Annotated in this window: 23 protein-coding genes; 22 read left to right on the top strand and 1 reads right to left on the bottom strand. The window is 47.5% G+C overall.

The genetic code is table 11. From position 1 onward, the window contains the following. Nucleotides 1–4 precede the first annotated feature (4 nt). The 12 genes from tsaE (at nucleotide 5) to AB4Z29_RS13855 (ending at nucleotide 12,189) form a co-directional block, all read left to right on the top strand. Nucleotides 5–463 (top strand): tRNA (adenosine(37)-N6)-threonylcarbamoyltransferase complex ATPase subunit type 1 TsaE, encoded by a 459-nt coding sequence (gene tsaE, locus AB4Z29_RS13910; RefSeq protein WP_441943738.1) that lies wholly within the window; start codon nucleotides 5–7, stop codon nucleotides 461–463. Next, a complete protein-coding gene (tsaB, locus tag AB4Z29_RS13905) occupies nucleotides 460–1,275 on the top strand; it encodes a tRNA (adenosine(37)-N6)-threonylcarbamoyltransferase complex dimerization subunit type 1 TsaB (protein WP_441943642.1) in 816 nt (271 codons plus the stop codon). The genes tsaE and tsaB overlap by 4 nt, the downstream gene beginning before the upstream one ends. Continuing rightward, nucleotides 1,272–1,760 (top strand): ribosomal protein S18-alanine N-acetyltransferase, encoded by a 489-nt coding sequence (gene rimI / locus AB4Z29_RS13900; protein WP_441943641.1) that lies wholly within the window; start codon nucleotides 1,272–1,274, stop codon nucleotides 1,758–1,760. Before tsaB ends, rimI begins: the two co-directional genes overlap by 4 nt. Next, a complete protein-coding gene (gene tsaD / locus AB4Z29_RS13895) occupies nucleotides 1,757–2,824 on the top strand; it encodes a tRNA (adenosine(37)-N6)-threonylcarbamoyltransferase complex transferase subunit TsaD (protein WP_441943640.1) in 1,068 nt (355 codons plus the stop codon). Before rimI ends, tsaD begins: the two co-directional genes overlap by 4 nt. Before the next feature lie 1,037 nt (nucleotides 2,825–3,861). Next, entirely contained in the window at nucleotides 3,862–5,427 is a 1,566-nt protein-coding gene (locus tag AB4Z29_RS13890) for a 2-isopropylmalate synthase (protein ID WP_441943639.1), read from the top strand. A 47-nt stretch (nucleotides 5,428–5,474) separates the two neighbouring features. Further along, on the top strand, nucleotides 5,475–6,287 hold the full coding sequence (locus AB4Z29_RS13885; protein WP_441943638.1) for a class I SAM-dependent methyltransferase: 813 nt from the start codon (nucleotides 5,475–5,477) through the stop codon (nucleotides 6,285–6,287). Nucleotides 6,288–6,815: 528 nt separating this feature from the next. Then, on the top strand, nucleotides 6,816–7,559 hold the full coding sequence (locus tag AB4Z29_RS13880) for an ABC transporter ATP-binding protein (RefSeq protein ID WP_183562357.1): 744 nt from the start codon (nucleotides 6,816–6,818) through the stop codon (nucleotides 7,557–7,559). A 67-nt stretch (nucleotides 7,560–7,626) separates the two neighbouring features. Next, nucleotides 7,627–7,854, top strand: coding sequence for a hypothetical protein (locus tag AB4Z29_RS13875; protein ID WP_441943637.1), 228 nt, complete (start codon nucleotides 7,627–7,629; stop codon nucleotides 7,852–7,854). A gap of 48 nt (nucleotides 7,855–7,902) precedes the next feature. Further along, on the top strand, nucleotides 7,903–8,832 hold the full coding sequence (locus AB4Z29_RS13870) for a polyprenyl synthetase family protein (RefSeq protein ID WP_441943636.1): 930 nt from the start codon (nucleotides 7,903–7,905) through the stop codon (nucleotides 8,830–8,832). Nucleotides 8,833–8,960: 128 nt separating this feature from the next. After that, nucleotides 8,961–9,131: a competence pheromone ComX gene (comX, locus tag AB4Z29_RS13865; protein ID WP_441943635.1), complete on the top strand. Its 171-nt coding sequence runs from the start codon at nucleotides 8,961–8,963 to the stop codon at nucleotides 9,129–9,131. 33 nt (nucleotides 9,132–9,164) lie between these two features. Next, nucleotides 9,165–11,561 carry an ATP-binding protein gene (locus tag AB4Z29_RS13860; RefSeq protein WP_441943634.1) on the top strand — a complete coding sequence of 799 codons (2,397 nt, stop codon included), beginning with the start codon at nucleotides 9,165–9,167 and terminating at the stop codon, nucleotides 11,559–11,561. Beyond that, nucleotides 11,539–12,189 carry a response regulator transcription factor gene (locus tag AB4Z29_RS13855; protein WP_183562367.1) on the top strand — a complete coding sequence of 217 codons (651 nt, stop codon included), beginning with the start codon at nucleotides 11,539–11,541 and terminating at the stop codon, nucleotides 12,187–12,189. Before AB4Z29_RS13860 ends, AB4Z29_RS13855 begins: the two co-directional genes overlap by 23 nt. Nucleotides 12,190–13,055: 866 nt before the next feature. Here AB4Z29_RS13855 and AB4Z29_RS13850 read toward each other — a convergent pair. Next, nucleotides 13,056–14,990, bottom strand: coding sequence for an ABC-F family ATP-binding cassette domain-containing protein (locus tag AB4Z29_RS13850; RefSeq protein ID WP_441943633.1), 1,935 nt, complete (start codon nucleotides 14,988–14,990; stop codon nucleotides 13,056–13,058). A 152-nt stretch (nucleotides 14,991–15,142) separates the two neighbouring features. Here AB4Z29_RS13850 and AB4Z29_RS13845 point away from each other — a divergent pair, with 152 nt between their 5' ends. From AB4Z29_RS13845 to AB4Z29_RS13800, 10 genes are all read left to right on the top strand, one after another. Then, a complete protein-coding gene (locus tag AB4Z29_RS13845) occupies nucleotides 15,143–15,748 on the top strand; it encodes a 5-formyltetrahydrofolate cyclo-ligase (RefSeq protein ID WP_441943632.1) in 606 nt (201 codons plus the stop codon). A gap of 81 nt (nucleotides 15,749–15,829) precedes the next feature. Further along, nucleotides 15,830–16,300, top strand: a complete 471-nt coding sequence (gene moaC / locus AB4Z29_RS13840; protein WP_183562375.1) for a cyclic pyranopterin monophosphate synthase MoaC — start codon at nucleotides 15,830–15,832, stop codon at nucleotides 16,298–16,300. A gap of 35 nt (nucleotides 16,301–16,335) precedes the next feature. Then, on the top strand, nucleotides 16,336–16,830 hold the full coding sequence (locus AB4Z29_RS13835) for a MogA/MoaB family molybdenum cofactor biosynthesis protein (protein ID WP_441943631.1): 495 nt from the start codon (nucleotides 16,336–16,338) through the stop codon (nucleotides 16,828–16,830). Beyond that, nucleotides 16,827–17,894 carry a molybdopterin-binding protein gene (locus AB4Z29_RS13830; RefSeq protein WP_441943630.1) on the top strand — a complete coding sequence of 356 codons (1,068 nt, stop codon included), beginning with the start codon at nucleotides 16,827–16,829 and terminating at the stop codon, nucleotides 17,892–17,894. Before AB4Z29_RS13835 ends, AB4Z29_RS13830 begins: the two co-directional genes overlap by 4 nt. Before the next feature lie 52 nt (nucleotides 17,895–17,946). Beyond that, nucleotides 17,947–18,180, top strand: coding sequence for a twin-arginine translocase TatA/TatE family subunit (tatA, locus tag AB4Z29_RS13825; protein ID WP_183562381.1), 234 nt, complete (start codon nucleotides 17,947–17,949; stop codon nucleotides 18,178–18,180). Nucleotides 18,181–18,311: 131 nt separating this feature from the next. Then, entirely contained in the window at nucleotides 18,312–19,064 is a 753-nt protein-coding gene (gene tatC, locus AB4Z29_RS13820; protein ID WP_441943737.1) for a twin-arginine translocase subunit TatC, read from the top strand. A 172-nt stretch (nucleotides 19,065–19,236) separates the two neighbouring features. Further along, nucleotides 19,237–20,400 (top strand): YhgE/Pip domain-containing protein, encoded by a 1,164-nt coding sequence (locus AB4Z29_RS13815; protein WP_441943629.1) that lies wholly within the window; start codon nucleotides 19,237–19,239, stop codon nucleotides 20,398–20,400. Between the two features lie 74 nt (nucleotides 20,401–20,474). Next, entirely contained in the window at nucleotides 20,475–21,065 is a 591-nt protein-coding gene (locus tag AB4Z29_RS13810; protein ID WP_441943628.1) for a TetR/AcrR family transcriptional regulator, read from the top strand. 352 nt (nucleotides 21,066–21,417) lie between these two features. Further along, the gene (locus AB4Z29_RS13805) at nucleotides 21,418–23,244 is read left to right on the top strand and encodes a hypothetical protein (protein ID WP_441943627.1); all 1,827 of its coding nucleotides are present in this window, start codon (nucleotides 21,418–21,420) and stop codon (nucleotides 23,242–23,244) included. Between the two features lie 32 nt (nucleotides 23,245–23,276). Further along, complete coding sequence (locus tag AB4Z29_RS13800; RefSeq protein ID WP_441943626.1) at nucleotides 23,277–24,407, top strand: glycoside hydrolase family 88 protein; 1,131 nt, start codon at nucleotides 23,277–23,279, stop codon at nucleotides 24,405–24,407. Nucleotides 24,408–24,410 lie beyond the last annotated feature (3 nt).

The following is a 24,410-nucleotide window of genomic DNA, read 5'->3' as shown; positions in this document are numbered from 1 at the left end:
ATGGATGGCACATACGGAGCAGGATACGATTGCTTTAGCCGAGCTGCTGGCAGCTTGGGTAAAGCCAGGTGTGATCCTCGCTTTAGACGGGGATTTAGGCGCTGGTAAAACGCGGTTTTCGCAAGCGTTTGCGAAAGCCATCGGTGTAAAGGGCATCGTGAATAGTCCGACCTTTACCATCATTAAGGAATACGAAGGGGAATGTCTTCCCTTTTATCATATGGATGTATATAGGCTTTCACAGGATGAAGCGGATGAGCTTGGACTGGATGACTATTTTTTTGGCGATGGGGTTACGATCGTGGAATGGGCTAGCTTGATTAAAGAGCTGCTTCCAGCCGAGCGGCTGGAGCTCTATATCGAGCACCTTGGCGATGAGGCTCGCCGCATACAGGTAACTGGAATTGGTGAAGGGTATGCGAGCTGGTGCCGTGCCATAAATGAGATGGGAGCAGGCAGATGACAACAGAACAGATGCGCCATAAGGGAATAATATTGGCTTTGGATACGTCAACGGCTTCTATGGCAGCAGCTGTCGTGAAGGGCGAAGAGGTACTTGCAGAAATACAGACGTTAGCCGAACGCAACCATTCGGTGCATGTTGTTACGCATATAAAGGAAATGCTGCGTGAATGCGATATTAACGAAGCAGATATTGAAGCGATAGCGGTTGGAAATGGGCCAGGCTCCTACACGGGAATGCGAATCGCAGTCTCGGTAGCGAAGACGCTTGCTTGGGTTTGGAACAAGCCTTTAGTCGGCGTATCCAGCCTGGAGGCGCTGGCTTTTGGCGCATGGCATCAAAATTTGGAACCCCGATCAGAGATTCCTGTGAATGCAGAGGAAGAGCATTGGGTTATTCCGATTATGGACGCGCGCCGGGGGCAAGTCTACTCATCCGGATTTTCGATGGATGGACAATCGCAGTGGAGCCGCTGGCTCGAAGACGGTGTTAGGCTTATGAAGGATTTAGTGGATAAGCTTGAACAGTTATTGCTGGAGCAGAAGGATTCGGTTCGGAGTATCGCTTTAATCGGCGACCTGTCCCTTCATGAACAGGAGGCTGCGCGTTTGCAGCAGATTGGCGAAGCGGCAGGCGTGGCAGTCAAGCTGCAGCCTTTCATCCAAGAGGGGCAATGGGTTGCTAAGTTAGGGCACATGAAGCTGGAAGCCGGCTTGACGGAGGATCCGCACACCTTTATTCCTAACTATACCCAGCTTACAGAGGCAGAAGTCGTCTGGAAAGCGAAGCAGGAGGGTGGGACAAAGCAATGACAGTCGATGTGAACGAGCTCATTTATCGTACGATGACTATGGCGGATATTCCCGCAATCGTCGATATTGAGCACGAAGCCTTTACGAGCCCATGGACGGCAGAGGCGTTTACAAATGAGCTAATGAACAACTTATTTGCCCGTTATATGATTATGGAATACGAGGAGCAAATTATAGGCTACGGCGGCATGTGGATTATTATGGATGAAGCACATGTTACGAATATCGCAGTTAGATCGGATTTTCGCGGGCAAGGTCTCGGTAGCTGCCTCCTTTCTGAGCTGCAGCGGACGGCGGTGTTTTTCGGTGCGGCCAAAATGACGCTGGAGGTCCGCCCATCCAACGAAATCGCACAGCAGCTTTACCGAAAATACGGGTTTGAGCCGGCTGGCATTCGTCCGCGCTATTATTCAGACAACAACGAGGATGCGCTAATTATGTGGGCGGAGCTCGACCAAGAGCGGTTGAAAGCAGGGGAGCAATGATTGTGAGTCAGTTGAACAGAGCAGACGGCATTCAGCCAATGAACGATATTATTCTAGCAATCGAGACTAGCTGCGATGAGACGTCGGCAGCGGTCATCCGCGGCGGAAAGCATATTTTGTCCAATGTGGTGTCCAGTCAGATTGAAATCCACGAGCGTTACGGGGGAGTTGTTCCCGAGATTGCTTCACGCAAGCATGTAGAGTCCATCACGCTTATTATCGAGCAGGCGGTTAAGGAATCAGGTCTTACGCTTAGAGACATGTCGGCTATCGCAGTGACGCAAGGTCCCGGTCTTGTGGGTGCTTTGCTAGTCGGTATTGTTGCGGCCAAGAGCCTATCGATGGCGCTCGATATTCCGCTTATCGGCACGCATCACATTGCGGGTCATATTTATGCGAACGAGCTTGAGCATGACATCGTGTATCCCTGCATGGCGCTTGTCGTTTCAGGAGGACATACGGAGCTTGTCCTGATGGAGAAAGAAGGCGAATTCCAAGTCGTGGGACGTACTCGGGACGATGCTGTCGGCGAAGCCTATGACAAAGTAGCGCGCGCGCTTCGTTTGCCCTATCCAGGAGGACCGCATATCGACAAGCTTGCTATCGAAGCGGAGAATACGATTGTTTTGCCTCGAGCATGGCTGGAGGCGGACAGCTATGACTTCAGCTTCAGCGGTTTGAAGTCGGCTGTGCTGGCCGTTATAAACCAGCACAGAATGAAGGGTTTGGTGCTTGATGAAGCTGCACTGGCACGGGGGTTTCAGGAGTCGGTAACCGAGGTGCTTGTCACTAAAGCGCTGCGTGCTGTCCGCCATTACGGCGCGAAGCAGCTGCTGCTCTGCGGAGGCGTTGCGGCTAACCGGGGGCTTCGCAAGGCTTTGGCAGCGAAATGCGATGCCGAAAAAATACCGCTTCTTGTTCCTTCGCATGTTTTGTGCACCGATAATGCTGCAATGATCGGCGCCGCAGCGTATCTTAAGCTGAAACGGTCGCAATTCACGGATCTTGATATGAAAGGTGATCCAGGCTTTTCGCTCGAGAGCTGGTCTGTGGACAAAGGCTGAATAAAAAAAGATTTGAAAACGGAATTGACAGACTATTTCTATGCGCATATAATAAGCAACAATACTTCACAACATAATCTCATACGCTATAAACGCAAAGAACAGGAACAGTAAAGCTTGTCCGGGAATAACGGCAGCGCGGCTTGAATGGCTTCATTCATGATTCGCTGCGGTACAGAGAGCTGCGGGATGGTGCAACGCAGTCGAAGGATGCTTGAAGCTCACCTGGGAGCGGAACAGTGGAAACGATGGCGGCCGTTTAGGAAATGCCGATTGCCATGCAGGTACATTGTTACGGTTAACCGCCGTCATAGGGTGCATGTGAGTCAACATCCGGAGTTGGCCATATGCTTAAGTTGGGCGTCCCTGCTCGTTTGCGAGCGTATGGGAGTCAACAAGGGTGGTACCGCGCGGGTCTTTTATAGCCTGTCGTCTCTTGATTCAAGAGACGACAGGCTTTTCTTGTTGTCTATGATGTGAAGCAGCTAACCATTAATCGAATGAGTTGTAACTAACATAGTGTGGAAACGCAATGAACAGGAGCAGTAGAACATAAAGCTGGCAAAACAGAGCTCGGCAATCTCAAGCTAATTGTGAGAGCTGAATTCGAACAGAGAGCTGCGGGGTGGTGCGACGCAGTCGAAGCTGAGGTTTGAATCTCGCCTGGGAGCGGAACGGTGGAAAGACTGCTTATGAGGCAGATCCCTACACCGTTACGGCTAGCCGCCGTCATCGGGCATTTAAGCGGGCATGAATCCCTGCATAAAAGCCAAGCAGCTTCCTTGTACAAGGAAGCTTCGCTGAGCAGTGCAGATCGATCTTGCCAATTAGAGTGGTACCACGGCAGCACAGGCTCGTCGTCTCTTACAAGGAGACGACGAGCCTTTTTTATATATAAGAGTTTATATGTTTTCACATATAAAAGTGCTTATATATCTCCGCGAAACGACTGCTTTTGCCACATAGGATGGCGACAGCCGTTTACGCTTGTGTACCTGGAAATGGTTCTGCCAATTCATCCTTAGGAGGAAATAACAATGACAAACGAGATGAAAAAAATTCAAATCTTTGATACGACACTACGCGATGGCGAACAATCCCCTGGAGCTTCGCTTGATCCAGAACGCAAAATTATTATTGCGCGTCAGCTTGGCAAATTAGGCATTGATGTGATTGAGCCGGGATTTCCTGTTTCGAGTCCTGGCGAGTTCGCTGCTGTCCAGCAAATTTCGCGGGAGCTGCAGCATGTTGAGATTGCTGGATTCGCAAGAGCGGTGAAGGGGGATATCGATGCTGCTGTCCAAGCGACGCAGGATGCGGCACGCAGACGGCTTCACCTCTTTATCTCTTCATCCGACATCCATCTGAACCATCAGCTGCGCAAATCGCGTGACGAGGTCATCAAGATTGCTCGTGATATGGTCGCTTACGGCAAACAATTTGTCGATGAAATCGAGTTCTCTGCCATGGACTCCACGCGTTCGGGAAGAGATTTCGTTATCCAACTTGTAGAGGCGGTCATTGCCGAAGGCGCAACGATTATCAATCTACCCGATACGCTTGGTTATGCGATGCCTGAGGAAATGAGCGAGCTGTTCCGCGCGGTACGCAGTCAAGCAAGAGGCGGCGAAACGGTACGATACAGCGCACATTGCCATAATGATCTGGGTCTTGCAGTAGCCAACAGCATCGCGGCTATCCATGGCGGGGCTACGCAAATTGAGGTGACGGTGAACGGTGTCGGTGAACGGGCAGGCAATTGCTCGCTTGAGGAGCTCGTGATGGCGATTGAAACGCGCAAGGATGCGATACAGGCCCAAACGAATATTCAAATCGGAGAGATATTTGAAACTTCACGAATGGTCAGCAGAGCCATGAACTTTCCAATCGCATTCAACAAGCCGATTGTCGGGCGCAATGCGTTCCAGCATGAGTCAGGCATCCATCAGGACGGTTTGCTGAAGAACCGCAATACGTATGAAATCATGGACCCTGAGGCGATGGGAATTCCACGCAACATGATTATTCTAGGCAAGCATTCGGGCCGTCATGCGATTAAGCATCGTCTATCGGAATTCGGCATCGATATGACAGATGTGCAGCTGCAGGATGTGTATGACAAGTTCAAGGTGAAAGCTGATGCGCAAAAAATCGTTACGGATGATGAGCTTATCCGCATAGCAGGAGAGCTGACACAAACACAGCCAGATCCATACGTGCTCGTTGATCTGCATGTACATGCGGGTACGCAGCGCTCCCGTACAGCAACAGTAACGATCCGTGAGAATGAGCATGGAGAAGAGCATTCCTACATCGCTATGGGAGCAGGCCCAATCGAGGCGGTCATCCATGCGATTCAGCAGGCAATCCCCGTAGCCGCAGAGTTCAAGGATCTGGAGCTGCACTCCCTATCGACCGGAGAGGATGCGCATGGGGAAGCTGTCGTCAGCATCGTGCATGAGCAGCAGAGGTTCCGCGGAACCTCGATCCATAACGACATTGTACTTGCTGCCGCACAGGCGTATGTGGCCGCTTGTAATCAAGCAGTGATGACAACGGGCAGCAGAGTTGTACGACCAGCAGCGAATCTAGTGGTTAATTAATTCCAAGCTTAGATGAGCCAAATGGTAAAGTGATGGGGGTGAATGTAATGAACCACATCCTTCAGTACTACAACCAATTCGATGAATGGGGGCGTCTCGATCGAGCGCCCCTTGAGTTTATAGTCAATTGGCATTTTATTAGCAGTCTGCTGCCAGCTGAAGGGCATATTCTAGATAATGGCGCCGGCCCCGGGAAATACGCAATGGAGCTTGCGAGAAGCGGCAGAAGCGTTACCATAACCGATTTGACGCCAAGATTGGTAAAATTCGCTTGTGACAAGGCAAAGGAGCTCATGCTGGAGAACCGCTTCAATGGTTTTCATGTGGCCGATGCTAAAAACCTTAGCTTATTTGGCGACGAGGCATTCACAGCATCACTCATGATGGGCCCGCTTTATCATTTGCAGGAAAGGACGGACCGGGAAAAAGCCGTCAGTGAGCTGTATAGGGTGACACAAAATGGCGGTTATGTTTTTGTTTCTTTTATGACGAGGCTGAGGCATTTGCAAAACGCATTAGCTTATCCCGAACACTGGAAGCCGACTGACAATATGGATGATATCCGTAGCTATATGGATACAGGCGTGTTTAATCATTCAGACGAGGGACGATTCACAGGCGCTTATGCTTTCACTATTAACGAAATAAAGCCGTTAATGGAAGCGAATGGATTCGAGTCCATTAAGCTTATCGGTTCATCGAGCGCAGCAGGCGCTTTGACGAGAGAGCAACTGCGTTATTGGGAAACGGCAGGCGAGCATGAATATCGAGCTTTTTTGCAGCTGCTATTCGACTATGCGGCTGATGAGCATCTACTAGGGTCATCATCGCATTTGCTCTATATCGGCAGAAGAAAATAAAGCATTATATTTTCCAAAATTAGTGTTGTGCACAAAGTTATCCACATGACCCCTCTGAATTGTGTATAAAACGCTCCAATAGGCGAAAACACTGGATTTACGAAAGGTTAACACTGTGAACGAATAGGGGATAAAATTCAAGGGCGCAAGCTGTGGATAATGTGTATAAAGTGGATAATTCCATAAGACATAAGAAAATATACCTATGAATCGACGAAATCCGCAGAAATACTACTATAATACCGTGGCACTACTGACTGAATTAACTAACAATTTATACAGAATTGTTGATATCTCTGTGGATAACGTTGAAGGGCCTATTAAACTGCGGAATCGTAGAAATAGGCCCTTTTTGTTTTGCGCTTGCGTTGCGGTCACGCAAAAATATTGCGGAAATTACTAGACAAGTTTTCGGTGAAAAAAATAGCAGCATGCGTTATCGTAAAACTATGACGCATACCAAAAACATAAATCTCACCTTAAAGCGACTCTATTAATGTTTAAGTGTGAATGGAGGTTAACCAAAGAATGGATAAGGAAACGATCATTCAGGTAAGCTCGGTCAGCAAGTATTATGGTGCGAATAAGGCGGTAGACTCCGTATCCTTTAGAGTGAATGAAGGAGAACTATTTGGTATTATTGGTACGCATGGTGCCGGGAAAACGACTCTGTTAGAAATGCTAATGGGTATTCGTATGCCGGATCAGGGCAGTATTCGCATATATGGCCATGATGTGGTGCTTGAAGCGGAACGGTTGAAGGAAGATATCGGCATCCATCTGCAAAGCACATCTTTGGTCGATAAAATGAATGTTCGCGAAGCGATGGAGATGTTCCAGGGCTTCTATAAACGGAAAAATAATTTAGATCTTATTATTGAGCAATTTGGCCTTAGTCCTTACTCGGATAAATTAGTAAAGCGTTTATCGGGCGGCTGGAGACAGCGGACGGCACTTGCAATCGCGCTCGTAAACGATCCCAAAATCATATTTTTGGATGAACCGACAACGGGACTAGATCCCCAGGCAAAAAGGGACTATTGGGCATTGCTTCAGCTTCTTAGGCAGCAAGGGAAAACCATTATCGTTGCTTCGCATGATATGGAAGACATGCAGCGCAACTGCAACCGAGTATGTGTCATGCGCAAAGGTGAATTCATTACTTGCGACAATCCGTCAACGCTTATTGCCCAGCTGCCTAGAGGCGGTTTGACAATGGAGGCCGTATACATGCATCACGCAGTTGAAATGAATGGGAGTGTCAGCGTATAAGGTAAATAAGAGATTCGATAGATGTATTAAATTGCAGGGACATACATCAAGGAGGGCTTTTCAGTCAATGGATCATCGCGATCGCATCGAAAGTCCGTCAGTCGAGCGCAGAGAGCTAATTCAGAAAAGAATGGAGATGATCGCAAGCTTAATGAGTCAAATGAATGAGGGGGAGAGTCAGAAGAAAGAAGAACAACCAGCCAAAAAGCGCAAACGCACCCACGACTGTTACGGCATAAATACTTTGAATTGGCTAGGACGATTCGTAACGACATTTCAGCGTATGTTCTCATAGAGAAAACATAGTATAATAGCAGTATCTTGAAATGGCGGAGGATCTCTTGTGGAAGATTGTAATTCACTTATCGCTGAGAGGATGCGCAAGCAGGTCCAGCGGTATTTCACGTCTGGGCCGCTTGCTCGTTACGCGGAGCATTATATGAAAGATAAGCTGGAGGAGACGCTGCGGTTCGGAAGACTGACCGTGCTTCATTTTCGCATGTTTGATGGTAAGGGCGAGGATCCTTATATGGCGGCTGCAGCGGTAGAGCTCTTTATACTGGCATCGGACATGCTGGATGACTTACAGGATCAGGACGCGCCGCATAAGCCTTGGATGCAAGACCCGCTACCTATAGCGCTGCATGTTGCGACTGCGCTGCTAACGTTGTCTCAGCAAGTCATGCTAGAGAGCGCTACGGACGTACATACACAAGCTGCCCTCATGGATATGATGAATGGGCAATTGCTTCAATCGGCCAATGGCCAGATGCTAGATATAATGAATGAAATGATTGACGAACAGGCCTATTTAGAAGTCGTTAAGCTGAAATCGGGCGCACTGCTTCAGTTTGCTTGCATGGCTGGCGTACTGCTTGCAGGTCAGGATTGGAATCCGGTTGTTGCTGAATATGCGCTTGAGATAGGACTAGCTGCCCAAATGCAAAATGATCTTCGGGATTTGCTACGCTGGGATGATAAAAGCGACTTTTTACAGCGGAAACGTACCCTGCTTACGTTATATTTAGTAGAAGGGGAAGCGGCAGAGGATCAGTGGATAAGGGACTATTTTGAGGGGCTTTTATCAACCGAGGATGTGGCATTGAAGCGTGAGCTTTTTGTTGAAGCCTGCGAAAGGACGGGAACTCTGCTGTATGGCTCCGTCATGAGCCGTATGCACTATAATCGTTTTGAGGAGTTAGTCGATACTTTTCAGGCAATAAGCCCATGGAAATCAACATTTATGCACATGATTAACGAAGAAATTGCATAAATTTACACCACGCAAAAGTGACTTCGGTAAATACGAATCACTTTTGCGTTTTCTGTCGATTCTTTTCCTGTTATAGTAGAATAGTAAAATGGTTGTTCAAATAATAGAAGAGAAGCGGAGGAGTTAAAATGTTAAAAGAAACGATTCGTCAGTTGGTAAGCAGCACTGGAAAAATGTCTATGACTATGGGTGGGCAAATGCAATTAGCAGGTGTTTCTGCGGCGGAACAGAAGGCACTCCTTGGCGAATTAAAGAACAAAAACGAAAAAAACAGCGGCTACGCATTCTTGTGGAACTAGAAGCTTGAGATTGGTTGAAGGGAAGAGGACTGCATGAGACCTACGATTCTAAACCGCATTATGGCAATCCTCTTCCTTGTATTATTCCTATCTACACTGTTGTATCTTACTTCGGTGATCGTGAGGATCCCATCCATCGGCGCTGTTTTGACGGAAGACGCCAGCAATCGATATTTTGTAAAGTCGATGGAGCCTGCTGGACAAGCAGAAGTTAAAGGAATACGTGTAGGAGACCAGATATTACAAGTAAATGGTTTGCCGGTAAGCGATTACGAGAATGTGAAGAAATACAATTTAATAGAGTACGCGGATAACGTAGTCGTTCTACATAAAAATAATGAAAAACAGGAGATCACTTTCCAGAAAGGTTGGACAGGTGATCATTCGTTGTGGGAACTATTAATACAATTGTATATTCCTGGTATATCCCTCGTTATTTTCTGTGCTTTTTCCGGTTTTCTTTACGCCAAACGCCGTAATGACAAAGCTGCCATTATGCTCATTTTATTTTTTATATCCATCGGATTATGCTATTACAGCTCAGCTGCGTCGAACCGGAGTGATCCGATTGGCATCACCGTGATCTATTTGGTGTTGCCGAATATTCCGCTGCTATTCATGAGCTTTATGAATATTTACTTAATCCGTTTTGATGCGCGTTTAATCAGTAAGCGGTTATTGACCGTATTGTTTGCAGTAGTGGGACTAGTAGGACTGGCAAGCTTGGTGTACATATGGACGGACTTATCTTCCATTAAAATCTATACATATATTCAAATGGCCTATAGCAGTTCCGTGCTATTAGGTAATTTCGTATGCGTCTACGTTCTAATCCGCAAATTTATTCAGCATCGGCGCACAAAGCTTCACTCTTTATTTACGATTACTTTAATCTCTCATCTAGTAGCGTTTACTCCGTTTGCGTTATTGAATTTATTGCCTCAGATTATTGGCAGGGAGCAGGTACTGCCAGCAGCATTTACGGCGCTTTTCCTGTTTGTCCTACCAATCGTTTATTTCTATTTATCAACTTCCAATCAACTGTTTGATATTGATTTTATACTTACTAGGTTTAAATATTATACGGCGCTCGCCTTGTTTCCATCTATTATCGTGGCCGCACTAGTGGCGTTTGTCATACTAGGAGAGAACAATCCGTCTTGGTCCGCATGGTTTGGCGTGTTTTTTGTCATTTACATCGGAATGACGTTGTTTTTATATGTTAAGGAGCAAATTGATCAGCGCTTTCGACCTAAGCTTTTTAAGGCGATGTACAGCTATCAGGATAGCTTGGACAGGTTTTCCCGTAAAATAGCTAGAGTCATGAAGCAGGGCGATCTGGAAGCTGTACTGAAACAAGAAATATCTGAGCTTTTGCCTGTCAAACGAATTACTTTTTTGCTCGTTGAGCAGTCCGAGAACACGGTGTATCCGATGGGGGAGCATCCAGAGGAACTCATTACTGCTGAATTTTTACTTGGTACCGTAAATTCACTGCAGGTCGGAGAGCTGATTGAATTGCCATATGGGCTAGGTCTTGTCATTGGAAGACAACGATCCAGATACCATATTCTATGGATAGGGCTAAAAACAAACCATACTCGTTTCAATTCCGATGAGCTTCGTTGGCTGAAGACGATGTCGAACTATGCCAGCATCGTATTTGAAAACTTATATCTAATAGAAGGATTAATTGAGGATTTAGAGTCCGAGGTTCGTAAAGAGCATTCCACGTCGCCTTGGGTGCTGCGGCTGCTGTTCTGCTTGTCTGAGAATGAGAGAAGGAAGCTTGCTGCGGATTTGCATGATTCCGCGCTGCAGGATCAGCTATTATGGTATCGGAAGCTTGAAGCAATCATGATGGACTATCCGATTTCCGACAGTCTTGGCAGGGAGCTAGAGGATATTAAAGAAGGATTACTGGATGTCATACATCAAATTCGTGAGACGTGCAACGAGCTTCGTCCTCCTCTTTTGAAGGAAATGGGGGTAGTAGAGGCGGTTGAATCGATTATTGAGCATACGCAAATGCGGGTTAACTTCGCTGTCGACTTCCGCGCAAAGCCGTTTAACCGACCGCTTAACGAAGAACAGATTACGGCGATTTATCGTATTGTCCAAGAGCTGCTGCGCAATGCGGACAAGCATTCCCAAGCGAAGCTGGTCATTCTTGAGCTGGAGCTGCGGCAAGGGACCATATATTTCCGTTATCAGGACGATGGTATCGGCATGGATGTCAACCAAATGATCGTTTCTTTTGAGCATATGGGCTTATCCGGCATCAAAGAGCGTGTAACGGGGCTTGAAGGAGACATTACCTTTTATTCACAAAGCGGTAACGGCCTGGAGGTTGTTATTTTGTTGCCAGAGATCATGACAACCGGTAGGTCGGAGAGGGGTATATCGCGTGATTCGTATCTTATTAGTTGATGATCATCCTTCCGTTGGTGAAGGAACCAAAAATATGATCGAGCAGGATTGCGAGATGTCGGTAGCAGTAGTGCTGTCTGCAATCGAAGCGCTCGAAAGTGTACAGAATGAGCATTTCGATCTCATCTTATGCGATTTAAATATGCCAGGGATTAGCGGATTAGAATTGACCAAAAGACTGATTCAGCAGGACCCCGAACGAAAGGTCATTATTTATTCCGGCTATGAGATCGGTTCGCATTTTAATTTGCTTATTGAATCAGGCGTCTCTGGGTTTATATCGAAAACTGTCTCAAGGGAGCAGCTGCATAATGCCATTCGCTGCGTCATGAGAGGAGATACGGTAATTCCTATTTCCTTGCTTAAGCAGCTTAGGCGGCATGAAGTAACGATTGGACGCACGGAAGTAACGATAGAGGATGTATCGATCAATGAGAAGGAACAAACGATTCTGCATGAGGTAGCTACGGGAATAAGCAACAAGGAGCTTGCTGCCATGCTTCATGTAAGCCAGCGGAATGTAGAATATCAGCTGTCGCGTATTTTTGACAAGCTTAATGTACGCTCGCGTTCCGAGGCGATTAAGGAAGCACAGCGGTTAGGACTTATTAGCTTGGAACAGTATTAGCTTGGAGACGCTGACGTTTTAGCAAGCTAAGTATTAAAACGGTTAATAATAAACGGCGGATTAGTGGTATGTACCTAATTCGCCGTTTTCATGTTGGAGTTCTTTCTTTTGGCTAAATCATTCATTAACGCTGTGAATTTTTTGAATAAGCTACGCATGTAATGATCAAAACGATATGCAATCAAATCGTTAGAAAGACCTGAGTCGCCGAAAGCCGGTCATACCGGATAAACCAACGAAGGTCCGAAGAGGATATCGATTAAGAATAGGCAATCCCAGTAAGGATAGCTCATATTTTAAGGAAGCTCCTGCATGTATCATATAGGCTTCCAAAAAAATGATCGCCAATCGGTAGGCCCAAAAGCGGTGCTAAATCCAACCTGTAAGGGCCAACATCCATTCCAACAGCGTCAAGACAAGTATCGACCCAATCGACAACGCCGCATACCTTCTGATCTGACACCATAAAACGATAGTAGGATGATAATTCCTTGGATAGAATGATAATTCCTGTGAAAGAAGCAGAGCGGTGATTCTGGTCGTGGGTCCTTTCACAATATCAATGTGTGCTTCCAATCATATGCAGTTATGGACCAAGGTGGAGCCAATAAGGTGCAAATATCATTGTAAGTGAAATAGCTCCAAGGAAAACCGCTCACATGGGTAGTGTGAATATGATCGAGTGCAGCAGCTAAGCTATCGATCCATTCGTTCATATTCAATGGGATGAGATCGTCGGAGCCACAAAGCTTGGACATTAGCTTGGACATTAAAACGGCAGATATTCCGCAGAATATTCCGAGAGCATCAAATGCCAGGATACGATTGCCAAGGTTTGACCGTCCTTCCTAGCATATGAATGGTGATTACATATACTGTTCCCAATTCTCGTATGCAGAAGCTAATGAGGATTTTCGAGCTTCGATAACGGCTTGGATCTCTTGTATACGTACATAATCATTAAAAATGGAAGGATCGGCGAGCTGCTCTTCCAATTCAGTAATTTGCTGCTCTAAGGCAGCGATATCTTGCTCTAATTGCTCAAGCTTGCGCTGCTTTGCCCTTTCTTCCCGTTTTGCTTGTTTGTCAGCTTCGTACGAGTTTGCTGGGACATTGTCGGATACGGTGGCAGATTTCGAGCTCGCAGCCTGTTTTGACAAAGCTTCAAGGCGAGCTTCCTCGATTTCAATTTTTTTCTCTATCATTTCGTCATAATTTCCTAGGAAATGATCGGTTCCTGACGGTTTAAGTTCGACAATGCGTTCTGCCATTTTGTTAAGAAAGTAGCGGTCATGCGATATGAACAGCAGCGTACCTTCATAATCCAGCAAAGCAGCTTCAAGCACCTCTTTGCTGAAAAGATCCAAATGGTTCGTTGGTTCATCGAGAATTAACAGATTTGCTTGAGCCAGCATGAGCTTCGCCAAGGAAACACGCGCTTTTTCTCCGCCGCTGAGGGAAGAGATGCGTTTCAGGACATCTTCGCCACTAAACAGAAAGTTGCCGAGCACCGTGCGAATACGAGCTTCTTCCATATGGGAATACTCGCCCCAAACCTCTTCCAGAACGGTGTTTCGCCCATTCAGTCTCGTCTGTTCTTGGTCATAATAGCCAACCTTGACATGCGTGCCGAACTTGATGGTGCCTGTTGTTGGCGCATTTTGTCCGACAATGACCTTGAGCAGCGTCGATTTCCCGATACCGTTAGGGCCTATTAGGGCAACCGTTTCACCTCTGGTAAGCTGGAAGGACACATTTCGAAATATCGGCGTTTCTTTCTCGGGGAAAGTTACGGAAACATCGTTTACCCCGAGTACGTCTTTCCCAGTAGGCCGCTCAATCTCGAACATGAAATGCGCTTTCTTCAAATCGCCCTGTGGTTTGTCCAAACGATCCATTTTGTCGAGTGCTTTGCGTCTGCTCTGCGCGCGCTTTGTTGTCGAAGCTCGAACGATGTTGCGCTGGACGAATTGCTCCATGCGGGAGATTTCATCCTGCTGCTTCTCGAATTGCCGCATGTTGATCTCATACTCGGCAGCCTTAAGCTCCATATACCGACTATAATTACCCGTATAGCGCTTCGAAATATGACGCTCGATTTCAATAATCGTTTGGGCGAGCGCATCAAGAAAATAACGGTCATGGGAAACGACAAGAATAGCGCCCGAATAACCGCGCAAATAAGACTCTAGCCAGGTTAATGTCTCAATGTCGAGATAGTTGGTAGGCTCGTCTAGCATGAGCAAATCCGGTGCTTGCAGCAAAATTCGCGCAAGGGCAAGCCTTGTCTTTTGCCCGCCGCTAAGCGTCGAAATGAGCGTATCTGCCGGAAAGGTTCCGAACCCCATTCCGTGCAGGACGCTGTTTATACGCGTATTGATTTCGAAGCCGCCTTGTTCTCGGAACTCATCCGAGCGTTTGGCATATCGGTCAAGCGTGCTTGCATATCGCTTCTCATCCTCATGAAGCGCAGGATCTGCTATTTTGATTTCAAGCTCGCGCAGCTCCTGCTCAGCTTCAAGCAAATGGGAAAATACGGCCCGCATCTCTGCTTCAATGGTACGATTGGATTGCAAGCCGCTGTTTTGGGCCAGATAACCGATTTTGGTTTCTTTTGCTTTGTGAACAGCTCCTGAATCAGCAGACATTTCACCGGCGATGATCTTTAGCAAAGTTGATTTTCCAGCGCCATTGACGCCTACGAGTCCAATGCGTTCCCGCTCTTGCACCTGCATTGAAATATTGGATAATACGACATTCACGCCGTAGCTTTTTGTGATATTAGAAACCTGCAGCAGCATTTTGAAACCTCCAACAAAAAATTGTAAAGAACGAATGCTTTTACTACTCCATAGTGTACCATAAACGAGCTCTGGCATTGGCGAAAGTTGCATAACAGTGGTAAACTAACTTTAATGAAAGAAAAAGCTGGGAACTAGAATAGGTGAGTGTTTTGAGCGAAACAAATTTGCCGGGAAATAAGGCTTATATGCGGAATCAAATGACGTTTAAACGAAACAGCATAACCTCGGAGCAAAGGAACCTATGGTCGAAGGCTGCTTGTGCGAAAGCGCAGGAGCTGGTTGAAAGCAGGGGTGCTGCTGCGTTTATGATTTATGTTGCTTTTCGAAGCGAGCTTGATCTTTCTGCATTGATGGAATGGGGCTGGCGAACGGGACGAACTGTTATCGTACCCAAATGTGAAGCTTCGGATCGTTCGATGACCTTGTATGAATTGCGCGGCAGAGATGAACTGAAGGCTGGGGCATACGGGATTATGGAGCCTGACCCTCTTAAAGCAGCAAAGGTTCAAGATGCGATGCCGGCCATTGTATTTGTGCCTGGCTTAGCGTTCGACAGGAACGGAGGCCGGCTTGGGTATGGCGGAGGCTATTACGATCGATTCGCTGAAGCCATCCGAAGCGACAAGCAGGAACATGAAGAAACGCTTTGGCTCGGCATGGCCTTTGAGGAGCAGCTAACAGACGAAGTGCCGCTCGAACCACATGATTTGAGAATGAATGGCATTATAACGGAGAACAGCGTTTATATGCTTTAATTAAATAAAGTAAGCGACGATATCGAAGGCAATTGCTCATAGGAAGCATATCTTTCGTTGACGCTAGAAGGAGCAATAAAAGTGGGTCTGACGCATTTTAACGAGCAGGGTCGCGCACGGATGGTAGACATCACGGAGAAGGAAGTTACTTCACGTACGGCAGTTGCTCAAACGAAGGTAACGATGAATCCGGAAACGTTAGCGCAAATCAAGGCTGGCAAAATCGGAAAAGGCGATGTACTGGCGGTTGCGCAGGTAGCTGCGATCATGGCGGCAAAAAAAACATCCGATTGGATTCCTATGTGTCATCCTCTTCCGCTCACAGGCATCAATGTGGTATTCAGCGATAATGGAACGGATGAGCTTTATATAGAAGGTACAGTGAAGACGACCGGAAAAACAGGCGTTGAAATGGAAGCTCTGACAGCCGTCTCAGCCGCAGCGTTGACCGTATACGACATGTGTAAGGCGCTCCAAAAGGATATGGTAATTGGTCCCACTCAGCTTGTTTCAAAAACAGGCGGAAAAAGCGGCGATTATCAAATCTCGTAAAGCCCATGAGCAAATAAGGAATGGGAGGAATGTAAATGCGGTGGAAAGTAGCAATATTAACGGCAAGCGATAAGGGCTCACGGGGGGAACGCGAGGATACGAGTGCACAGGTTATCCGCGAGTTAGTCGAGGAGGAGCTGGGCGGGGAAATTATCGACTATCGGATCGTTCCGGATGAGCAGGATGAGATTATGGCTGCCATAATTGAAATGACGGAATATTTCCATGCGGATCTTGTATTGACGACAGGCGGGACAGGTCTTGCCATGCGTGACGTAACGCCGGAAGCAACGCTAAAGGTGATCGATCGTGCTGTTCCTGGACTAGCCGAGGCGATGAGGATGGGGGCTCTTCAGAAAACGAGAAGGGCGATGCTCTCCCGTGGCGTATGCGGAATCAGAGGCAGCTCGCTTATCATTAACTTGCCAGGAAGTCCAAAAGGTGTACACGAGAGCTTAATGGCAATAATGGATCAATTGCCGCATGCACTCCATATTTTATCGGGTCAAATAGGAGAGCATAGCGTATGAGCCGAGAAAATGTGAAGGCAGATGTGAAGGCAGAGATCGAGATCGAGCAGCATGGATCGACTATTCTAAAAGAGGTGTCGGTTTATGATGCAATCGGCTTGCGCTTGGCTCATGATTTGACGCGAATTATTCCTGGCGAATTCAAAGGACGTTTGTTCAATAGAGGCCATATCGTGACCGAAGCGGATATACCCAAGCTGCTCGATATCGGGAAAGAGCATATCTACATTATGGAGCTTGGGGCAGACGACCTGCATGAGGATGACGCCGCTATAAGAATGGCAAAGGCATTGTACGGAGACCATCTATTATTGTCTGAGCCTCACGAGGGCAAAGTAAGCATCAAATCAGAGCTGTTGGGGCTAGCTGAGATTGATAAGGAGCTTGTTGACCAAATCAATGATTTAGGTGAAATTGCGCTAGCTACGATCAAATCCAAAACCGTAGTCAAGCCCGGTAAGCCGCTTGCTGCTACTAGGGCTATACCTCTTGTTGTGCCCAAAACGAAAGTCGAGACCGTGGAGAGGCTTGCTGCTGAATACCGTCAAGCAAATGGCGGAGCGGCCCCGCTTCAGGTACGTCCCTTCCGGAAGTTCCGAGTCGGTTTGCTGACAACCGGCGGGGAAGTATTTAATGGCAGAATTACCGATAAGTTCGGGCCAGCGGTCAAAAACAAGCTTGAAGAGCTGGGATCAGAGGTAGCGGAGCAACGGTTTTCTCCCGATGATCGACAAACAATTGTCAAGGAAATACACTATTTGCTCGAGCAAGGGTATGATATGATACTAGTGACGGGCGGAATGTCGGTCGATCCCGATGATCGAACGCCTGGCGCGATTAAAGCCGCAGGCGCACATATCGTAAGCTATGGAACGCCAATGCTTCCAGGCTCCATGCTGCTTATGGGATACATAAACAGCGTACCGATATTGGGATTGCCAGGCTGTGTGATGCATGATCCATATACGTCCTTTGACGTGCTCCTGCCGCGCATTCTTGCAGGCGATGTTATTGTACGAGAAGATATAGTGAGTATGGGTTACGGCGGTTTGAACAATTGTTAGATTAGGCTTACGAAGCATGCTTCATTCGTAAAGCTTCAAGGAGGTTAATATGATGTCAGGAATAGGTGCTACGGGAATTATACTGCTTGTGCTGGTTGCTTTGCTTCTGTTTGGACCGAACAAGCTGCCTGAGCTTGGACGCGCATTCGGACGTACGCTGCGCGAATTCAAATCCGGTGCAAGAGAAATGATGGATGACGATGACCGCAAGGACAAAGAATCGAGCCGTGTCGAAGTGAGTCGCTCGGACAATAGTGAGAAAGACAATAAGCGGCTGCCGGATTAATCGGGCCCGCTTTTTTATTGAATAAAAGGCGGTCAAAGCTAGGCAAAGGAGGGAAATGCAAGGTGGGGTCGGAAGAAAAAAACAAATCGGAGCCTGCTTCTCGTAAAGCGCTCATTCGAGAGGAGGGGCTGATGCCGCTGCTCGAGCATCTTGGGGAGCTCCGCAAACGCATCGTTTATGTCCTTATCATCCTAACGATTGGTTTGGTTGTCGGGCTCATTCTCGCACAGCCAGCCTACAACTTCCTTATGAGCCAGAAGCCGGCCAATACGATATCTCTACATACGTTTTCGCTGTGGGACGGGATCGGCATGTATATGAAGTTCGCTTTCGTCATTGCGCTGATTATTGCGCTGCCTATGATTGCCTTTCAGCTCTGGGCATTCGTAAAGCCAGCTCTGCGCAAGCATGAGCAGCGATCTACGCTGAAATATGTTCCCTTCGCACTGGTGATGTTTCTCATCGGATTGGCTTTTTCCTATTATGTCGTGTTTCCACTCGCCTTTAATTTCACGAGGACGGTCTCGCAGCATCTCAATCTGGAAGAAACCTACGGCATCGCGCAATATTTCACGTTCATGTTTAATTTGCTTATTCCGATATCTCTTTTATTCGAGCTACCGCTCGTCATTATGTTTTTAACCGCTATTCGGTTGGTAAATCCAAAGCGGCTTCGCAAGATGAGACGGCTCGCCTATTTCATAATGGTGTTAATTGGTGTCATGATTACTCCGCCGGATTTCATATCGGATATTTTAGTCGCGATTCCGTTAATCATTTTGTATGAAGTCAGCGTGTTTTTATCAGGTACGGTACACAAAAAGCAATTGGCTAGAGACGCGAAGTGGGAAGCGGAGTACGGCGAATCGTTGAATAATGCGTAAGCGGGAGAAGACAGAGTGAGAAGAAGAAGAGAAGAAGAAGAGAAGAAGAAGAGGAATTTCCTCTTCTTCTTTTTTATTGACAAAAACTTGGATAGCCATTATGATTTAAACAGTTGTTTAAAACAATTGTTTGAAACGTTTGTTTAAATAGAGAAAACAGGAGTGAATCAGTATGAAAAACGCGTTGCAGGCTTTTATGAAGCGCCCAACCACATGGGTGGGTATGATTACAGCGATTATGTTTCAGGTTATTTTTTCTGTCATTTGGATGACAGGCTATAATGGGGTTACGGATCGTATTGACCAGCTTCATATTGCGGTCGTGAACGAAGATCAACAAATGGGTACGCAAGTGGCAAGCAGCCTTGTACAACGATTACCCTTCAATATGAATGAAATTGCGAGCATAGATGAAGCAAAGCAAATGCTCGATGAGCGTGAGCTTCAAATGGTCGTATGGATCCCAGCGGATTTCTCTCAGAAAGCAACCGCGGCAGATGGTACGGCTTCGATTCAATACATCATCAATGAGTCTAACCCGGCTCTTATCAAAAGCATTATGAGCGGCGCAGCAGCGCAAATTACAACGGAAGTCAATAAGCAGGCGATAGCCGGCGGCATTCAGACGGTGCTAGGAAACATGCAGCTTCCTGCTGAACAGGCAGGCGCAGCGGCTCAAGGGCTGTCAGAGCGTGTAACGTCGGATATTCAATCAACGAACGTTATTAAAGGCATGAACAACCAGATGGTTCCGATGATGCTGGTGCTCGCTTCTTATGTCGGAGCGATGATTATGGGCATGAATTTCGAGCAGTCTGCAATGGCATTAGGGGGAAGCGTAAGCAAGTGGAACCGTTATGCTGCGAGAAGCATCATAAATGTTGCCGCAGCCGTTATTATCTCACTCGTAGGCTCTTCGTTGCTCGCAGCATTCGGTGCCCAAATGGACCAAGGCTTCCTGCACATTTGGATGTTCCAGCTGCTGTTTGTACTAACCTTTATATTCGTTTCACAAATGTTTATTTACTTGTTTGGCTTAAGCGGTATGCTCTTCAATATCATCTTATTGTCGGCGCAGCTCGTTACTTCGGGAGCAATCGTTCCGCGTGAATTGTTATCGGACTTTTACATCAAGCTAGGCGACATTCTGCCGGCCACGTATGCAGTAGAAGGAACCATGAACATTTTGTTCGGAGGACCTGCGGCTACGGGGGATGCCCTTGCGCTAAGCATGGTTGCAGCTGCAGCCATTGCAATCAGTACGCTTGCTGTCGCCGTCAAGCGAAAAGCTGTTCTCCAGCATCAGCCTAAGGCAGCAATCGCCAGTCACAAATAATCATCAGAGTTCATTGTTGCAGAACGTCAGCAAATCGTACACAATAAAAGATATTGTTTCTATGGAGGACCGTTATGACTACTGGAGACGCGGATATTAAGATCAGAATTTTGTTAGCATCCAAAAAGCTGTTTGCTGAGCAAGGCTTCGAAAAAACGACCGTTCGGCAAATATGCGAAGAGGCGGGTGCTAACGTCGCGCTTGTCTCGTATCATTTCGGCGGGAAAGAAAATATGTTTGGCGCTTTATTCGAGTATTTTTTCCCAAATGAAGATATAGCGGGGATCGATCCTGCTTTAAGCCCCGTTGAAGGGATAAAGCTTCTTATCGCCGAGGTAACTAAATTTCGCTATAGCGATCGCCAGCTTATCAATATTATTCAACAGGAAATCATAATGAATACGGATCGCATTCAAAAAATCCGCAAACATGTCATGCCGATGTGGATGCTGCTCCGTCAATGGCTCAAGGAAGGCGAGGAGCAGAAGTTGTTCCAATTCCGCTCCTTGGATACGACTTTGCTGTCCATTGTCGGTACGCTTCTCTTTCATCGCCATACGGAATATTGGACTTTTCTCGTAGAGGAAAAAAATCCGCCTATGGCTGAAGTTATTGAAGATTTGACGGCATTTATTTTCGGCGGCATCCATTATAAAGAAGAATAGAAGAGCCCAACGAATACCGTACTGCGAGCAATCGCGGTGCGGTGTTTTTGCGTTATACCCAAAAAATCAAAAGAAAAGAAACTTCTGCGAGGTGATAACGGATAAGGGTCATTTGCAGTAAACGTTTAAATGGGTTATGCCGAAATTTTTATTTGCTGATATTGGCATGTCGCGCATGGAAGGGTTAAAATTAATGAGGTACATAAAAAGAGCAGAATCCGGGTTTGCGAGCAGTACTCCCCGCGAAAACGAGTGTCAGGAATAGCGGATTTAAAGGGAGCAGCCGGTTAATCGGAACAAAGAATAGAGTTGTCAGCACTTATGGTAAATAGTCAGGAGTGAAGACGGACGGATGAAACGCGAACAAATTGCCAAGACGCTGGAGCAAGGCAGGAAGAGGGGAATTGCCCTGCTGCTAGGGGAGAATGATTCAAATTGGCCATGGGAAGCTGCAGCTCAAGAAAGGCTGGTTGAAGAGATTCGGGCGGATGCCGACAATCGCTTGCTGGCGCCGGATCCTGAGTTGACGTTCGCTCTATTCCGTATTTTCCGAGATACGGGAGAACGCTTAGCCTATGAGAAGGTATATTTCGAAAGACGGAAAAGATTGAATGCTTTCGTCATCATGGCGCTGCAAGAACCAAACAGTAAAAAGTACGAGACTGCGGCGCTGGACACGATTTGGTCCATTTGCAACGAATTTACGTGGTGCCTTCCTGCACATTTCAATGAACGGGCGGAGCAGCCGGATATTGATCTGTTTGCGGCGGAAACGGGGTTTGCCTTAAGCGAGGTGCTGCTTCTGCTTGGCGAACGGTTGCCGCGTTTGCTGCGCGAACGGATAGAGGCGGAGATTGAGAACCGTATATTCCGTCCATTTTTGGAGCAAGGCCCATATGGGTGGGAGACGGCTGAACACAATTGGTCCGCGGTTTGCGCAGGCTCAATCGGGGCAGCTGCGCTCCATCTCATGAACGATATGAGCAGGCTGTCTGAGCTGCTGGAGCGGGTGCTTCGTTCGCTTGACTATTATTTGGACGGCTTCGGCGAGGACGGCGCTTGCGCGGAAGGCTATTCCTATTGGCAATACGGGTTTGGTTACTTTGTTTATTTTGCCCAGCTGCTTAAAGAGGCGACCGATCACCGAATAGATTTGTTTGACTCAAGAAAGGTCAAGGAGATTGCGCTTTTCCAGCAGAAAAGCTTCACAAGCGGCAATGCAGTCGTCAATTTTTCTGATGCTCCTAATGAAAGCGGTATATTTTTGGGACTTAGCTGCTGCTTGCACAAGGAGTATCATGAGGTTATTGTGCCGGATGCGAGCTTGCGGGCAACCTATTCATCCGATCACTGCGGCCGCTGGGCACCTGCTATCCGAAACCTGATATGGGCGAAGGAAGAGTGGCTCGTCTCCAATGGCAATAAGACGCTTTGGCAATCCGAATCGTATTATTTACCCGATGTGGCGTGGTTATTGTCCAGGCATGTAAGCACGAATGGAGGGAGCTACAGCTTCGCGGCTAAGGGCGGTCATAATGCGGAGCCGCATAACCATAATGACGTGGGCCATTTTCTCCTTCATGCGGACGGACAAGCTTATTTGGCGGATTTGGGCAGCGGCAAGTATACGGCAGACTATTTCGGCAAGGGGCGTTATGACATATGGTGCAATGGCTCTCAAGGACATTCGGTTCCGATTGTCAACGGCTCGCATCAGCAGGCTGGCCAGCCATTTCGAGCTAAGGTTGTGGAAGCGGATTCAGCAGTGAGAGAGGACCTATTAGAGCTTGAGATTAGCGGAGCATATGGATTATCGCAGCTGGAGCGTTTAGGGCGTCGTTTCCATTGGCAAAAAGAAGAGCTGCCTTGTTTGTCGCTTATTGATCGGTTTTCATTCTTATCAGGAGAGGGAGACAAAGCCCTTCACAACTTCCCAATAACAGAACGTTTTATTTCGTACCTTGCTCCAGAGCTAACGAAGGCTGGCGAGCTATTATTAAACGGAATTCGCCGGCTCCGTATAATTTATGATCATCAGCTTTGGAGCCCACTCGTTACGGCCAGAAGCGACATCGACCATTATGGCAGCGAGCGGTATTGGTATACGATTGATTTTGAAGCATCTGCTACATCTGAGGTTCCCTTTATTGCTGCTTTTACTTTTCAATTTGACTCATAACAAACGATAAGAGGCGAGGAGCGCGAACAAAGATGGAAACGAGCAGTTGGACTACGGAAGCATGGGGAAAGGTGCATGAAAAAGTTGCGAGAACAAGTACGCGAATTGGGGCAAGGTTCCCCCACGCGAGTATTGAGGGGACTTACGTGCTTGAGGCTCCGCACTGGTGGACAGCCGGATTTTGGCCAGGTCTGCTATGGCTGTTGTACCGTGACTCGGAATCGAATGATGAGCGCTATAAAGAGATAGCAGAGGCTTGCGAGCAGCAGCTTGATGATGTGCTCTTTGGTTTCGACAAGCTCGATCATGATATCGGCTTTATGTGGTCGCTTACGAGCGTTGCGCGCTATAAGCTGCTGGGCGACGAGCAGTCCCGCAAGCGCGCGCTGCTTGCGGCGAGCGTGCTTAGCGGCCGTTTTAACGTAAAAGGAAATTATATTCGCGCATGGAACCCATGGGGCGAAGGGGATCGCAACGAGGGCTGGGCTATTATCGATTGCATGATGAATTTGCCGCTGCTTTACTTCGCGAGCGAGACGACGAACGATCCGCGATTCAAGCATTTGGCGATGGAGCATGCGGATACGGTACTCGAGCATTTCATTCGTACGGATGGCTCCGTCAATCATATCGTCGTCTTCCATCCGCTGACGGGTGAGTTCGAGAGTGTGAACGGCGGGCAAGGGTTTGCTCCGAATTCGGCTTGGTCGCGCGGTGCAGCTTGGGCGATCTACGGAATGGCATTAAGCTACCGCTACACCGGCGAGCTCAAGTATCTGGAGGCCGCGAAGCGGGTTGCGCATTTCTTCCTTGCCAATTTGCCGGAGGATTCTATCCCGTACTGGGATTTCCGATTGCCAACGGGAGTCGAGCGTTACCGGGATAGTTCGGCTGGCGCGTGCGCGGCTTGCGGTCTGCTCGAAATCGCGCGGGCGGTGCCGAGCGAAGAGGCTGGGCTTTATCAGGCTGCGGGGGAGCGCATTCTGCGGTCTCTGTACGAGAATTACGGGGCATGGGACAATGAAGCGGAAGAGGGCTTGATTCTGCATGGAACGAGCCATTATCCTGAGCGGAGAAATATTGATGTACCGCTTATTTACGGCGATTATTTCTTTGTTGAAGGATTAGCGAGACTACGAGGAAACTCGGTAACATTCTGGTAGGAG

Origin of the sequence: Paenibacillus sp. 2TAB23, assembly GCF_052115165.1 — a bacterium.
Classification (GTDB): domain Bacteria; phylum Bacillota; class Bacilli; order Paenibacillales; family Paenibacillaceae; genus Pristimantibacillus.
The sequence above is the reverse complement of the archived record's forward strand: the minus strand, read 5'-3'. Positions and strand labels throughout refer to the sequence as shown.